The sequence below is a fragment of the Spirosoma aerolatum genome (assembly GCF_002056795.1).
In the GTDB taxonomy this organism is placed as follows: domain Bacteria; phylum Bacteroidota; class Bacteroidia; order Cytophagales; family Spirosomataceae; genus Spirosoma; species Spirosoma aerolatum.
The window spans coordinates 3,397,573-3,413,339 of record NZ_CP020104.1 but is presented as its reverse complement, the minus strand read 5'-3'; the positions used below and the strand labels follow the sequence as shown (position 1 = coordinate 3,413,339).

General features: G+C 48.6%; 14 protein-coding genes. 10 read left to right on the top strand and 4 right to left on the bottom strand.

Translation table 11 applies throughout. The features are described 5' to 3' along the window. Window positions 1-319 precede the first annotated feature (319 nt). The 9 genes from B5M13_RS13765 (at window position 320) to B5M13_RS13725 (ending at window position 9,076) form a co-directional block, all read left to right on the top strand. Window positions 320-568: a hypothetical protein gene (locus tag B5M13_RS13765; protein ID WP_080056226.1), complete on the top strand. Its 249-nt coding sequence runs from the start codon at window positions 320-322 to the stop codon at window positions 566-568. A 94-nt stretch (window positions 569-662) separates the two neighbouring features. Continuing rightward, window positions 663-1,076 (top strand): hypothetical protein, encoded by a 414-nt coding sequence (locus B5M13_RS13760; RefSeq protein ID WP_080059920.1) that lies wholly within the window; start codon window positions 663-665, stop codon window positions 1,074-1,076. 102 nt (window positions 1,077-1,178) lie between these two features. Further along, entirely contained in the window at window positions 1,179-2,588 is a 1,410-nt protein-coding gene (locus B5M13_RS13755; protein WP_080056225.1) for a CotH kinase family protein, read from the top strand. A 411-nt stretch (window positions 2,589-2,999) separates the two neighbouring features. Further along, window positions 3,000-3,518 (top strand): Rieske 2Fe-2S domain-containing protein, encoded by a 519-nt coding sequence (locus B5M13_RS13750; RefSeq protein ID WP_080056224.1) that lies wholly within the window; start codon window positions 3,000-3,002, stop codon window positions 3,516-3,518. Between the two features lie 35 nt (window positions 3,519-3,553). Beyond that, window positions 3,554-3,997, top strand: a complete 444-nt coding sequence (locus B5M13_RS13745; protein WP_080056223.1) for a thioredoxin family protein — start codon at window positions 3,554-3,556, stop codon at window positions 3,995-3,997. Continuing rightward, entirely contained in the window at window positions 3,994-4,950 is a 957-nt protein-coding gene (locus B5M13_RS13740; protein WP_080056222.1) for an FAD:protein FMN transferase, read from the top strand. The genes B5M13_RS13745 and B5M13_RS13740 overlap by 4 nt, the downstream gene beginning before the upstream one ends. 18 nt (window positions 4,951-4,968) lie before the next feature. Then, a complete protein-coding gene (locus tag B5M13_RS13735) occupies window positions 4,969-5,199 on the top strand; it encodes a DUF4266 domain-containing protein (RefSeq protein ID WP_080056221.1) in 231 nt (76 codons plus the stop codon). A gap of 12 nt (window positions 5,200-5,211) precedes the next feature. Next, window positions 5,212-6,417 (top strand): DUF3570 domain-containing protein, encoded by a 1,206-nt coding sequence (locus tag B5M13_RS13730; RefSeq protein ID WP_080056220.1) that lies wholly within the window; start codon window positions 5,212-5,214, stop codon window positions 6,415-6,417. Between the two features lie 292 nt (window positions 6,418-6,709). After that, window positions 6,710-9,076, top strand: coding sequence for a T9SS type B sorting domain-containing protein (locus B5M13_RS13725; protein WP_080056218.1), 2,367 nt, complete (start codon window positions 6,710-6,712; stop codon window positions 9,074-9,076). Window positions 9,077-9,162: 86 nt separating this feature from the next. Here the strand turns inward: B5M13_RS13725 and B5M13_RS13720 are convergent, their stop codons facing one another. The 3 genes from B5M13_RS13720 to B5M13_RS13710 all read right to left on the bottom strand — a co-directional run bounded on the left by B5M13_RS13720 (window position 9,163) and on the right by B5M13_RS13710 (window position 13,336). Further along, a complete protein-coding gene (locus tag B5M13_RS13720) occupies window positions 9,163-10,863 on the bottom strand; it encodes an N-acyl-D-amino-acid deacylase family protein (protein WP_080056217.1) in 1,701 nt (566 codons plus the stop codon). Window positions 10,864-11,027: 164 nt separating this feature from the next. Continuing rightward, window positions 11,028-11,576 (bottom strand): YceI family protein, encoded by a 549-nt coding sequence (locus tag B5M13_RS13715; protein ID WP_080056215.1) that lies wholly within the window; start codon window positions 11,574-11,576, stop codon window positions 11,028-11,030. 194 nt (window positions 11,577-11,770) lie between these two features. Next, a complete protein-coding gene (locus B5M13_RS13710; RefSeq protein WP_080056214.1) occupies window positions 11,771-13,336 on the bottom strand; it encodes a serine hydrolase in 1,566 nt (521 codons plus the stop codon). Between the two features lie 110 nt (window positions 13,337-13,446). Between B5M13_RS13710 and B5M13_RS13705 the strand changes: the two genes are divergently transcribed. After that, a complete protein-coding gene (locus B5M13_RS13705) occupies window positions 13,447-14,952 on the top strand; it encodes a M28 family peptidase (protein WP_080056213.1) in 1,506 nt (501 codons plus the stop codon). A gap of 117 nt (window positions 14,953-15,069) precedes the next feature. Here B5M13_RS13705 and B5M13_RS13700 read toward each other — a convergent pair whose 3' ends face one another. Further along, window positions 15,070-15,747 (bottom strand): response regulator transcription factor, encoded by a 678-nt coding sequence (locus B5M13_RS13700; RefSeq protein WP_080056212.1) that lies wholly within the window; start codon window positions 15,745-15,747, stop codon window positions 15,070-15,072. Between the last annotated feature and the right edge of the window lie 20 nt (window positions 15,748-15,767).

Sequence of the window (15,767 nt, the reverse complement as noted above, 5' to 3'; positions counted from 1 at the left end):
CGGAGAGCCTCCCGAAACAAATTGTTTAAAAAAGCTTAAATCCTTGAATTGAGCGAAGATTGTCGCCACGAAAACCCTTCCCGGCTCGTACAGACAATAGTACGCAAAAGCACCAACATACTCACCAAAAAGCCAATTTTGGCTATCTGCTTACCAATTTCATCAAGTAATCAAACTCGACACGTTGTCGGATGATTGTTAAAAAAGACTAAAAACAACGGAATTGAAGCTCATTCCTCTAACCTGCATAAGCGATTGACAAACCTGTACGTTACCTGTTTAAACCGAGAGACAGCGGAGAATCTGAATAACTCAACTCATGCAACGTACACCCGTCAACACGCCTGCCGAAAACAACACGCCTAGCTTACAGGCGCTTTTATCCCAATCCGAAGATGGGTTTTACGGCAGCCTTCAGCGAATATGGAATCATGTACTACAACTGGAAGACATGGGCCTGATCCGTCAGGAAAATGACAAATTTGTGTATGCCTATCGATTCGCCGAAGCCGAACTACAACGTGCGTATTCTGCCCCTCCTTTGCCTCATCAATCACCCTTATTGTAATATGAAGTTGGATTTAAGGTTCGCGATTGACCTACCAGGGAGCAGTCTGAGCCAGCTTCAAACGTTACGGCTTACCATCTGGAACAAATTGTGTATGAAAACCTACCGGAACGAACACGTCTGGGTGGACGTTGATTGCAGCATCCATTTACTACGTCAAACCTGGCTTGGTGTGCCTACCAGCGAACATTTCCGAGACGGCTCACTTGCCATCTTAGCGCTGGCCAAACGACATCGCGTGAAACGGTGGTTAATCGATCTTCGGCCACTCCGGCTGTTCAATCCGGTCGATCTGCACTGGTTCATTGAGCACTGGCTACCTCAGGCTAATTCGGGCGTGGGTTTAACCCAACAGGCACGGATTGCGGTTGTATTAAATGATCCCAATCAATTTGGGAAACTTGGGGCCGACTTAATTTTAAGGGCATCTGGACGGCTCAATGAGTCATTATCCAGTCGTTATTTTGTTGATACCGAAGATTACCACCAGTGGCTTCTTGACGATTAATCGTTCGGCTTTTAACCAATTTTTCACCTCATCAAACCCCTGTTGCAACGGAGGCTATTTTGTCTGCGTACAATCGGTATAAAGCCGAACTATGTACGCTACATGAAAGTCCATACATTACTCTTTTTTATTGGATCGCTACTCTGGATCGGGCTGGCATGCCAGCCTAAATACTCGGATGTAGCCCCCAATACAGGCAGTGCTACCAATCCCGACTGGACCACCGAATCGCATAGTGGTGATGCTCCCCCTAGTTATTCCGTCGCGTTCTCGCAAACAGACGTGAAAACGATGGAGATAACGATGACCGCCGATCAATGGAAGTCGATCCAGACTGATATGGCCGCTAAATCCTGGGGAACGTTTGGCGCTGGAAACACGGGTGGAGTTGGCATGCCGGGCGGTAATCCGGGAGGAGGCTCGTTTGGCGACGATCCAGCGTATGTAGCCCTGCCGATTCGCATCAATGGCAAGCTTTGGGCCAATGTAGGATTCCGGCTCAAAGGTAATTCAAGCCTCGCTACGGCCTGGCGATCGGGCATCTACAAATTACCTTTCCGGCTCAAAATGGATGCGTTTGAAGATACGTATCCCGACATCAAAGACCAGCGATATTATGGTTTCAAAGAACTGAGTATGTCGCCGGGCTTTAGCGATAATTCGTTACTAAGAGAAAAAATAGTAGCGGACATTTTCCGGCTGGCTGGTGTACCAGCGGCTCAAACTGCTTTCTATCGGGTATATATTGACTTTGGTTCAGGTAAAAAATACTGTGGTGTGTATACGATGGTCGAAGTGATCGACGATACGATGGTAAAAACCCAGTATGGCGAGAAAAAAGGAAACATCTATAAGCCCGAATCAACCTTACAAACGTTCGTACAAAGCCAGTTCGAAAAGAAAAACAATGAAGATAAAGCCGACTATTCTGATGTTCAGGCGTTTGTAGCGGCCCTCAATGCAACCAATCGAACCACGGACCCGGCAACCTGGCGTGCGAATCTGGAGAAGACGTTCAATATGGACCTTTTTCTTAAATACCTGGCGGTTAACAACACTATTGTGAACTGGGACAGTTATGGGGCTATGGCGCATAATTATTACCTCTACAATTCCCCCACGAATCACCTCACTTGGATTCCCTGGGATCACAACATGGCCATGAGCAGCACTGCTGGTAATGGAACCGGTGGCGGCAAAGCCGTTTCGCTCGAAATGACCGAAGTAAGTAGTAATTGGCCACTTATCTATGATATAACGCGTGACCCCGTTTACTATACCCGATATAAGCAGTATGTCAGAGATTTTAGGGACAACGTGTTTACGGCAAGCAATATAAACGCCATTATCGACCAGAATTATTACCTGATTGCCCCTTACGTGACGGGCACCGAACCTGAACAAAAACCTTATTCCTACCTGATCAGCACAATTGATTTCACAACGGGAATCATGGCGCTGAAAAACCACGTAACCAGCCGTATCCAGGCCGTCAACTATTTTCTAAAATAACCCTGTTGATTCTCCCTGAAAACGGCAGCACAACAACCTTTCACAACCAGTTCTAAAGCTTTAATTGTCAGTCATCTGCATTCAGTCGACTAAGTAAATTTAACCAGTACACAAGTATCTGGAACTGTGCCACGTTTTAGTAGCAATACACGTATTGGTAATAAAGGAGCAATACATGACGACGTTATATCGGCCATAGACAGTGTATACGGCCCATCACTCTCGCCAGTAAAATACTGAAAATAAACACATTAACCTTGAAACCAATTCATAAACTCAACCGATGGAAGTGATTCGTCTTTTCAGTTACCAAACTGTGAGCTGTAGATAGATAAATTTCAGCATACCCGTAAAAACAACTAATACTAATTAAGAAAACAACGCTTAAGTTACACATACCCGCTCGCTTGTATGACTCGCTTAGAATTTTTAAAATCAATGGGCTTTACAGGTTCGGCCCTGATGGCGTTACTGACTTCCTGTGTGCATGAAGAAGATACGGTAGTCAATGCACTATCCTTATCTGGTACAACCACAACAACCCCATCAACGACTACAACAGGGACATCAAATAGTACCGTTACCAGTGGAACTACCACTAATGGCACCGACCTGATTAGTATAAAAAATCGACTACTCACCATCGACCTGACTTCCTCGGCGGCTTCTGCCCTAAAAACGGTTGGTGGCTATATTACCCAGAACGGTATTGTAGTGGCTCAGTCTACGGCAGGTGTTTACGTGGCAGCAACCCAGACCTGTAGCCATGAACCCAAAAAGGCCATCATGTTCAACAAGACAGAATACTACTGTACACAACACGGCGCCCGTTTTGACCTGACTGGTAAAGGGAAAAACAGCTTCGGCAGTAAAGGTATAACGGTTTATAAAACGGCCACTGACGGCAAAACGCTGGTCGTTTACAGTTAATGCATTTATCCAATTAACAAGCCAACCAAACCACGATGAAAGCCTTATTAGCAGTCGTTCTCTTTAGTTTCTTAACGAACACGATTAACTGGCAGTTGAATTTCGATCAGGCCAAAACCGAAGCAACTCAGACCCATAAACTTATTCTGCTCAACTTTTCGGGGTCCGACTGGTGTGGCCCCTGTATCAAACTCAAAAAGACAATCTTCGAATCGGATGAGTTTAACCAGTTTGCGACCGATAACTTAATTCTAGTTCGAGCCGATTTCCCACGCTTATCGAAAAATCAGCTCGATGCCAAACAGACCGCTCATAACGAAGCCTTAGCCGAAAAATACAACCGGCAGGGTAAGTTTCCGCTTACGGTATTGCTCAATGCCGAGGGCAAGGTTCTGAAAGAATGGGATGGTTACCCGCAATCCATGACGATCTCGTCGTTTATCGAATCCATTCAGGCTGTCCGTTTGGCAACGAAATGAGCGATATCCCTGGCATTCATAAACGCGTACAACGACTCATGGGCAATCGCTTTGAGTTGAGCGTTGTCAGCACAGATGCAACCTGGGCCAACGATTGTCTGGATGCCGCCATTGACGAAATCAGTCGAATCGAACGGCTACTGACCACCTTTCGCGACGATAGTCAGACGAACCAGATCAATGTCAATGCGGGAGTACGGCCCGTTCGGGTAGATGCCGAGGTGTTTGCTTTAATCGAACGATCGCTGCGGTTATCCGCGCTGACACAAGGGGCGTTTGACATTACCTACGGGTCACTGGATAAGCGATTCTGGAATTTCGATACCACCATGACGGCCTTACCCGACCCTAAAACGGCCCGGCGCATGGTTCGATTAATCGACTATCGAAATGTACTTCTCGACCCTACCCAGCAAACGGTATTCCTCAAGGAAAAAGGAATGCGCATTGGGTTTGGTGGTATTGGCAAAGGTTATGCGGCTGAACAGGCTAAACGGATTTTACGGGAGCGAGGGGTAGAAAGTGGCATTGTCAATGCAGCCGGTGACCTGACTACCTGGGGCATGCAACCTACTGGTAAGCCCTGGACCATTGGCATAGCCGACCCCAATCTATCGTCCCACGAAGCATTTTCATACCTGGCTATCAGCAACATGGCCGTGGCTACATCGGGCAATTATGAAAAATATGCCCTGATCAACGGAAAGCGATATGCCCATACCATAGACCCCAAAACGGGCTACCCAGTATCGGGTATTAAAAGCGTTACCATCATTGCGCCGAATGCCGAGCTAGCCGATGCCTTAGCTACCCCGGTTATGGTTATGGGCGTTCGGGTCGGTCTGGACCTGATCAATCAGATGAAGCACATTGCCTGTATTATTATCGACGATTCCGATAGGCTCTATACATCGGCCAATATCCGGCTTATGGCACCCACCGTAACATCTTAACTTGCATAAACCTACGAAATGAATAAGAACCCGTTTCTCAAAACACTAGGACTGACGGTGTGTATAGGCCTTCTCAGTCTAACAGGTTGCACGACAGTCAAAGAATATCAGAAAAGCCGGATCAACGATGCCGAAATGGAATTATCGGCTCGTAAGTCGGAGAAGTTCGAACAAAATTTTTACCTCTATCGTGAAGGAGCCGCCGGCGCGAATGGCGGCAAAAGTGGTGGTGGCTGTGGCTGTAACTAACAAACGCGAACCATGAAAAAAATCTGTATTTCGGTTGGCGTTTTGCTTAGTCTACTCCAGGCGGGGTACGGTCAGTCGACCACACAGCCTGCCTATGAAAAACGTAAACTCAAAGTGGAGGAAATCAACCTGGTATCCTCCTACTATCAGCAGGATGGTAATAACTCGGCCGTAACGGGGGGAATTGGCACGGAAAAACTGACTGATTTTGCCCAGTCATTCGACCTTGTGCTGAAAACGACAGACCAGCGAAACCGTCAGCACACCATTGCGTTCGACTTCAACATCGACCATTACACCTCGGCATCATCTGATAACATCGACCCACTGACAGTGTCATCGGCCTCCCGTAGCGACACCCATATTTATCCGTCGCTTTCCTGGAGCGTACATAACGACAACAATCGCACAACCAAAGGGCTTGCCTTCTCGTATTCAACGGAGTACGACTACAAGTCGTACGGTATCAATCTGAATTTTGCCAAAGCTTCTACTGATAACAACCGCGAGGTTAGCCTGAAAGCAGGTGCTTTCTTCGATACCTGGAAAGCCATTCTTCCACCCGAACTTCGGCCTGATGGCTATGGCTCGGGTGCCCACGGTGATAGAGACCCCATTGATTATAAGCCCCGTAATTCGTACAACCTGAGTGTATCGGTATCGCAGGTTATTAATAAACGGATGCAGCTTCTGTTTACAGTGGAGCCATCGTTTCAACAAGGATTGTTAAGTACGCCATTTCACCGAATTTACTTTCAGGACGGTGGCGAAACTGTTGAAAAATTACCCGGCACGCGCCTTAAGCTCCCCGTTTCTTTCCGACTGCATTACTTCATGGGCGACCGGGTTGTGGTTCGGACGTTCTATCGCTATTATATCGACGACTGGGGTATGCAGGCCCATACGGCCAATCTGGAGGTACCTGTCAAACTGACCTCCTTTATTTCAGTCAGTCCTTTTTACCGCTTTAGTCATCAAACGGCCGTCCGGTATTTTGCCCCTTATGAGCAACATAAACAGACTGAAAAATACTACACGAGCGACTACGACATATCCGGGTTCAACAGTCAGTTTATAGGGATAGGCTTCCGTACGGCCCCACCCGGCGGTTTGTTCGGCATTGGTCATTGGCAAAGCGTGGAACTGCGATTTGGTCACTACTCCCGAACAACGGGCATGGTAGCCAATAGCTTAACCTTACTGGCCAAGATAAAGTAAATAGTTCTGGTAAACCGCAAAGACACTCTGGTGCAGCAAATAAATATACACGGAATAATTCGCTGCACCAGAGTGTCTTTGCGGCCCATTTAGTTCATACAATATATAAAGAGAGTACAACAAGGCAAATCTTTTCCTTTTCATAAAAAAGCAATGTTTAGCCATAAATGGCTATGCATTTAAGATGTAACTTGTTAGTCTATCCAGCCAAAAGCAAGTTAGTGAGCATAGCGAATACAACCTGTGAAGTCGTAAAGTGTGTGAGTGATCGAAGTTTTAGAACGGCTTGTTTATGCGAACATTTACTTATGGATTTCTGTGCTGGCTCTTGATGCTGGGTATGCCGCTGTTGTCACTGGCGACCCACCAGGTTGGTGGTCAGATAGAAATGCAGGCAATTGGTGATATTCCCGGTCACTTCAAGATCATCGTGACCAATTATCTGGAAGATGGTACTCAGGGAATAGCCCGACAGGCAGCAATAGGTAACGTTGGTATCTTTCGGCTGCGCGATAACGCTCAAATGACGGCCTTTACTGTCACCCAAACAGGTGCTAAATCGCCTGTTGTCTATACGAATGCCTTTTGTGCATCACAGCGAAACCTAAACTTTGTCATCTGGGTTTACGAAGCTACTATTCAGCTCAACCCCGGCACGTACACCGATCCACAAGGCTACTACATGTCGTATCAGACCCGGAATCGGAATGCAGGCATCAACAATATCGTCAATCCCGATCAAACTGGGTTTACCTTCTATCTGGAATTTCCTGCCCTACAGCAAAATGGGCAGTACGTCCAGAACTCATCTCCTCAATTCAATAAAATAAACGGTGAATACGTCTGCCTGGGCGACGCATTTACCTTTGCCTTTGGCGGAAACGACCCCGATGGTGATGAACTCCGGTATTCGATGGTAACTCCATTGAATCAGAAAGGAACAGCCCAGAATGCGGTTTCGGCGGGCCCCTACCCCGACATTAACTGGCGACCCGGTTTTAGTGCCACTAATGCCATCCCAGGAAGCCCCACACTTCAGGTCAATCCTCAATCGGGGCAGTTATCGGTAACGGCAACGGAATTAGGATTATATGTTTTTGCGGTAAAAGTGGAAGAATACCGAAATGGGGTAAAAATAGGAGAAGTACGTCGTGATTTTCAGTTCCTGGTCATCGATTGCCCTCCCCAAACGACACCTGATCCAGCGGTTCAGTTCCGTAATTTTCCTAGCATGCGCTCACGAACCATCTGCCTTGGCGATTCGGCCGTGATACAGGCAGCTTTCAATGCCAACTGGAATTATCAGTGGCGAAAAGACGGTATCAATATTACAGGGGCCACCAATTCATCATTAGCCGTTCGGGAAGCGGGTACCTATATGGTCGTCGTTTCACAGAAAACAACCTGCAGTAAAACCGGCAACTCCGACGATATGGTCGTAAAGGTTGTTGGTACGCAGGCGAAGGTTTTTGAAAGGGGGCATTTATGCGCTACAACCGGAACCATTCACCTGACGGCCGCAGGCGATAGCAATGTCACGTATCAGTGGTACCGCAATGGGCAGGCACTGGCAGGCCAAACGACCGATTCCATCGTGGTAGATCAGCCGGGAAATTACTGGGCCGTTACCACCGATCTGACATATGGGTGTAAAGCGCAAAGTGATGTGGCCCTTCTCCAGCGTTCGGCAGCCGTACAGGCCGTGATCCAATCAGCATCGGGGCAGAATCGAATCTGTCCGCAAGAGTCGTTGCAGTTGAATGGTAGTGGTGGAATCAGTTACAGCTGGCAGAAAGATGGGACAACGGTGGGGAGCAGCGAAGCACAATACACTACGAGCCAGCCCGGCACCTTTGTTTTGATTGCAACGGATACCTACGGCTGTACAGGCACCTCCAAACCCGTAACGATCATTCAACTCGACCCAATCGATGTTCGGCTCGATACGATTCCAGAGGTTTGTGGCTCCAATTCACCCGTTTACACCCTCGTGGGTAGCCCAGCCGATGGTGAGTATGCGGGACCGGGTGTCACCGGGAATAAATTTGATCCTAAAGCGGCCGGAATCGGTGAACATCAGGTGACTTACACGGTTAAAGCGGCTCCCGAATGCAAGGGGACGGTAGCAACGCGACTGGCAGTTGTAGCCCCCATTCCGACTATTCAGCTTGCTGATTCGATGGTCACCTACAAAGGCAATACCTTCACGATGAACCCGTTGTATACGGGCAATCCTAACCAGTTTCAGTGGGCTTCGTCAACCTATCTGGACAACCCCAATACGGCTAACCCAACCGTTATGTCGATTGAAGAGGATATTACGTATACGATCGATGTAAAAAACAAAACGGGTTGCGAAGCGAAAGATACTATCCACATTACGGTATATGCCCGTGTCTGGATACCAGATGCGTTTTCGCCTGATGGCGATGGTAAGAATGACACCTGGGAGCTGTTTGGCATTGAGGCTTTCCCCGATGCCATCGTGACCATTTTCAATCGCTGGGGCGAAATCATCTATTCGTCGGACAAGGGCTATACCAAACCGTTCGACGGCACACTGAACGGTTATTCACTTCCAGCCGGTTTGTACGCCTACACCGTTCGAACGGTCCCCGAAAAACCCATCATTCGAGGTAGTTTAATGCTGCTGCGATGAGCTATTATCAACATCAACCCAGAACCGCAGCGTACAGAAAAAGTAGTTGAACTTTGTACTCGCTGCGGCTCTGGGTTTAGTTCTTTCTAAATTTCCTTCTTACTCTTTCGACCAGGTCCCCAGATAGCACGGCCGGGGAAAGCGCCTGTGTGTTCGCCATCTTTCAGGACAATTTTTCCGTTGACCAGTACATGCTGTACACCGATTGAATAATGAAATGGTTCGGCAAAGGTGGCCTTGTCGGCAATAGTTGCGGGGTCGAAAATAACAACGTCGGCATAGTAGCCAGGACGAAGCAACCCACGATTGGGTAATTTATGATTGGTTGCAGGCAGACTGGTTAACCGCCGGATGGCTTCTTCCAGCGAAATAACGTGTTCATCACGGACGTATTTACCTAATAAACGAGCAAAGTTTCCGAACGTGCGGGGATGAACAACACCCACTTCCTTCCGGTCTTCGGCCAGTGATCCGGCATCCGATCCAAACGATACCCAGGGTTGTTGGATTCCTTTTTTTACATTCTCCTCCGACATCAGGAAGTAGGTCGTTTCGACCCGCGTTTTATCGGCTACTATCAAATCCATGACCGTTTCAATCGGGTCTTTATGCCAGATTTTAGCGATTTGGCCCAACGTCATACCGTTGTATTTTTTCAGCGAGTCTACTTCGAACGCCGTCAGAAGGATATTTTCTGGCGAACCCGCCAGGTCGAACATATTTTCCCAGTCCTTCCCCTTCTGCTGTACTTCGGCCTTTAGCTTTTGGCGGGTAGCGGGGTCCTGTAAGCGTTTCCAGCCTGCCATAAACCCACCATTGAACAGATAAGGCGGCAGGCACGACGTAAGTCCGGTGGCTCCAGCCGTGTAGGTATACATATTCGCCGTTACGTTCTGCCCCTGCTGACGAACCCGATTAATCAGGTCGATAGTCGATTGCATCCGGGGCCAGTTCCGCTGCCCCGACGCTTTAAAGTGATATAGTTCGACGGGCACATTGGCCTCCTTCCCAATCTTAATCAACTCACCAACAGCCTCTTCCAGGCGATCGCCCTCACTCCGAATGTGCGCAATGTAACGCCCACCGTAACGACCAGCTTCTTTACAAAGAGCAATCAGTTCATCCGTATTGGCAAACGAATTCGGTGGATAAATCAGCGCAGTAGTCATGCCCAAAGCCCCCTCTTCCATCCCTTTCCGAACAATAGCCCGCATCTGGTTCAGTTGGTCGGGAGTGGGTTTTACATCGGCCTCTCCCAGAATTGCCTGACGCACCTGACCCGCTCCCAGATACGAGGCAATGTTGGGGGTGATTCCTTTATTCTGAAGCTTCGTCAGAAAGTCGCCCAGGGTATTCCAGTCGCAGGTTTGGTTATAAGGCTTCAGGAATAGGCTGACCTGATCCCGCATATCCTGCGTAGCAATTGGCCCCCAGGAATCCTCGCCAAATACTTCGGTCGTTATTCCCTGTTTGGTATCGCTCATCGAACGGCCATCACGTAGCAGTTCGATACCTGTATGCGACAGTACGTTGATAAAACCTGGTGCTACAGCTTTGCCTTTTGCATCGATGACGGTTGTTGCCTTTGTTCCGGCTAATTTCCCGATAGCCACGACCCGATCACCCTGTATTCCAATGTCTCCCAATTTAGGAGATTGCCCCGATCCATCGTAAATCAGGCCGTTGCGGATAAGTATATCGAAATGGCGACTGGTTGACTTGGTTGGTTGAGCGGCCAGTGTCTGTACACTAGCGATGTAAATCAGTAGGAGAAGTGTAACACGCATAGTAGGTTGATTGGTAGCCCAAAATACGAATTACCCAGAAAACTCGGTTAAATCAGTAAGATCGTTTTGATATACATTGTGAATGAAATAAAAAATTCCGGAAAGAAAGTTGCCCATCTTTACCGGAATTTACCTCAATCAGGTTGTATATATCTCTGAGCCGATTAGCTCTGTTTCGTCAATTGGATGTTCAGGACAAGTTTCACATCGTCGCTTACAACGACGCCACCCGCTTCAGTAACAGCATCCCACGACAGGCCAAATTCTTTCCGTTTGATGATACCCGACAGTTCAAAACCGGCTTTGGTCTGACCATAGAAATCGCCCATCTGACCGCCGTATTCCGCTTTCAGTGTTATAGGTTTCGTAGTACCCCGAATGGTCAGATCGCCAGTGACAGTATAGGTATCGTCGTCAACTTTCGTCATGCTGGTCGATACGAATGTCAGTTTTGGGTGATTTTCGGCATCAAAGAAATCGGCTGATTTCAGGTGCCCATCCCGTTGCTCATGACCCGTGCTGATGCTGTCAATATCGGCCGAGAAAGAAACTTTTGCGTTGCTGAAATCATCACCTTCGCTTTCTACCGTTCCTTCAAAGGCACCAAACGAGCCTGTAACGGTCGAAATAACGAGGTGTTTTACTTTAAATTGTACTTCAGAGTGTGAAGGATCGATTGCCCAGGTTGTCGTAGTGGCGGTTTCCGTTGCCATAGTTGTATGTATTTTGAAAATTATATGTTAAGGTATTTGATGTATATACATTTAATTTTTCAAAAATGTTCACGTATTTTAAAAATTCTTTTTGTAGCCTATTTTTCAGTGAAAGGGGGCGGGTCTTATCAAGAGTCGTCAGAAATGCTCACCAGCCTAACGATTCTTGACAAGACCTGACCCTAGTTGACCATCTATCGGGTCGAGATCGGCTTATCGGGTGTTTCAGGGGCTTTCGTTAGCTCCATACCCCCGCCTGTTATTTTAGCAACTTTTCCCCGCTGATCGAGGATGAAGCTGATGGCATCTTTGCCGTTCCAGAATTGATCGTATGTAAGTCGAAACGTATCGAAATGCCAATGATCGAGGTAGCCGGTGAGTACGTTATTCATGGACGCATACAATCGACCATCTTTTAAGGTTACATCAATTGTACCATATAAGGGGTCAGTATAAGCCCCTGCGTAAGCCGTCAAGGGCAACGATGGTTTCGTATTCTGGACACGGGAGCTATCGGCCTTACGTTCAGCCTGTTTGGCCTGTTGCTTGAATCCGCGATACAACTGCTGAAACGCTTTACTCCAATCATGTTCAACGCCCAGCCCAAACTCGTCGAAAGCCCGGTACATGAGTGCATGACGCAATTCGGCATGATCGAGATTCCCCTGAATATAAACAGCCAGTTTCTGATCGGGCAACTGGCCATGAATGGCCACCATACCTGTCAGGCTCCCGGTATGAAAATTAACCCGATGGCCACGATAGTCGTGCTGAAACCAGCCCAGACCGTACGTTTTCCAGACCGGTTTGGTTAATAGCTGCGTCGGGTAGAACTGACTGTCGGTTACCAGCGTCTGTGGTTTGAAAAGCTCAGCCCAGGTAGTCGGTTTGAGCAACGTTTTACCTGCGTATCGGCCACTGTCGAGCATACATTGCATCCAGGCCGTAACATCATCGGGGCAGGTCCAGACGGAACCGGCTGGCCCTACGGCATCTACCAGTCCTTCTTCTTTCAGGCTATTGACCACCCGAATGGTATCGTTAATCTCCATATGGGGTTTGGCCCGGTTAGCATCCGATACCTCTTTGAAATGGGCTTTTGTCCGGCTCATGCCCAGCGGTTCGAACAGCCGGGTGCGAATAAACGTTGCCCAGGGCACTCCACTCACATTTTCGATGACCTTCCCAGCAGCCAGATACATGATATTCTGATAAATAAAGCTGGACCGCAGTGAATACGACGGCTTAATCAACCGAACTCTTCGCAGAATTTCATCCGATGGGATCTCCATGGCTGCCCAAAGAACATCGGCATTCCCTACACCCGTGTTATGAATGAGCAAGTCACGTACCCGAACTTCACGGGTGACGGCCGGGTCGTAGAACTGAAAATCGGGCAGGTACTTCATCACCGGATCATCCCAGTGCAGTTTGCCTTCATCAACAAGCATACCCAAACAGGCGGCTGTCATCGCTTTGGTAGTCGAGGCCATGGCAAAGAGTGTCTGCGTATCGACAGCGCCCGGCTTCCCCTGTTCCCGAACGCCGTAGCCTTTCTTGAGCAGGGTTTTTCCATTTTTTACAACCGTAACGGTCAGGCCCGGTACGTTCCAGTCTTTAACGGCCTGCTGGATGTAGGCATCATAACGGATCGCTGGATCAATCGGTGATTTTCTGGATTGGGCCGGAGCAGTTTGTCCACCCAGGTAGAGTAGGCTCAAAACAGCGAGTGCTTGTACTAAGAGGAGAGTTCGTTTCATAGTCGGTTGTTTGCCCCCTAATATAAGGTTTTATCGTTGTGAACTGACCCAGGGAATCGCCGTGCTATGTAGATTTGCTCTCTTCCAAAACGTTGTCAGACAATACAACCATGATTCTTCATAACAAACGAACAGGGCTAAAACGGTTTACCCTCGCGTTGGCTCTCCTGGCAGTAGGCCCTTCGATTACAAGCCAGGCCCAATCAAAAGCAACGCAGATGGGCAACGCGGTATCGGCTATTAAAGAAAGCGACATTAAGCGGGACCTGTTTGCATTGGCGGGCGATCACTTTCGAGGTCGGGAAGCGGGGTCTCTCGATGAACTCAAAGCCTCGGTCTGGATTGCCGATCAACTTCGGGCGATGGGCCTTCAACCAGCCGGGGACGACGGTACTTTTTTTCAGTTTTTTCATATCCAGCGCACTCGCATCACTGAAACCAGTCGACTCAACATTGGTACTCACACCCTTACGCATGGGCAGGATGCATTTATTCTGGCTCCTGCCATTGCGTCGGTTGATGCCCCGCTGGTCTTTGTTGGGAAAGGTACACCCGAAGAACTCGCTAACGTAGCTATCAAAGGGAAAGCGGTAGCCCTGGAATTTTCGGGAACGCCCCCAGCCGAACTGAGTTACCGTCGGTTCCTGACGGGTACCATGAACCGACGGGCCGCCGAACTCATCAAAGCCGGGGCACTCGCCGTTGTCTGGATTTCCAATGCCGATGCTCAATTCTATTTCGACCGCTGGACAACGGGTCTGGAACGGGGTCGGTACGATTTACCCGGCGGAGCCAATACCCGCGTATTTTCGCAGGCGCCCACCGTTTGGCTCCCAAACAGTGCGCTTTCCTGGATCAAACAGCCGGGCCAGCAATTTACCAACGTGGTTAATGTAGAAAGTTTCAGCTATCCATCGGTGAACATTGTTGCCAAAGTTCCAGGCACTGACCCTACGCTTAAGAATGAGTACGTGTTGTTCAGTACACATCAGGATCATGATGGCGTTCGGCGGGCAGTTGCCGGGGATTCGATCTGGAACGGGGCCGATGATAATGCCAGTGGTTGTGTAGCAACGATGGCTATTGGACGGGCATTTGCGCAGAAACCCGGCAAGCGGTCGGCGTTATTTGTTTTTCACGGTGCCGAAGAGCGGGGGTTACTGGGTTCCCGGTATTTTGTCGACAAACCAACCATACCCAAAGAATCCATCGTTGCGGTCCTGAATGCGGAAATGATTGGCCGAAACGCCCCCGACAGTGCCTGTATTCTGGGGCAACAGCCTCCGCATCGCAACTCGACCGATCTGGTTAATGCGGCTCTGGCGGTCAATCAGTCGGAAGCGCATTTTAAACTCGACACGCTATGGGATAAACCTGATCATCCTGAAGGCTGGTATTTCCGTTCCGACCACCTCCCCTACGCCCGTGCCAATGTGCCTGCCATTGCCTTCACCACGCTTCTTCATACCGACTATCATACCCCCAAAGACGAACCCGACCGCATCAATACCGCAAAAGTGACGCGTATTGCCCGCTGGATTTACCTGACGGGCTGGGATGTGGCCAACCGACCGCAACGCGTAAGGCGGGATAAGGGCTTTAAACTGGAACGATAAGTTAATAGTGATTAAGTGGTCATTGGGTAGTCATTGATTAACGTCTATTGTAAATGAATAATTTGCCGTACGACGAATAACAATAAATGACCACTTAATGACCATTAAAGACAATGTTTACGGTGCCCGCAGCACATAGCCTTCGCCAATGACAGTATGAATCAGTTGGGGGGAGCCGGGCTGGTCGATTTTTTTGCGCAGAATACCCACATACACTTCGATCGAATTGCTACTCATAGTGTATTGCATATCCCAGACCTGTTCGGCAATCGAAGCACGGGACACGACCCGACCCTGATTCTGCATTAGGTATTCCAGCAACTGAAACTCCTTGGCGGTCAGATTAATGGGCCGATTACCGCGTTTGGCAGTCCGCTCGTCCTGATTGAGCACCAGATCCCCAACCACCAGCGTTGGTTCTGAATTTAACCGTCCGGTATGACGCCGGGTCAACGCCCGTACGCGAGCCATCAGAATATCAAACTGAACGGGCTTGACCAGATAATCGTCGGCCCCTACATCCAGTCCGGTAATAATATCGTTGGAGGTCCCCAGTGCACTGAGCATCAGAATCGGGGTATCGACCTGCTGTCTACGGAGAATTTCTACCATATCCCGTCCATTTTGCCGGGGTAGATTGACATCAGCAATAATCAGATCATAGGGGTAATCAAGGGCCATTTTTTGCCCCATAAGCCCGTCGGAGGCAATCTGAACATGAAAGCCATTTGCTTCGAGTCCCTTCCGAAGAAAACCGGCTATCGATGCTTCATCTTCAACGATGAGTATATGCATAGTGGTAATAGTTGGCGCGA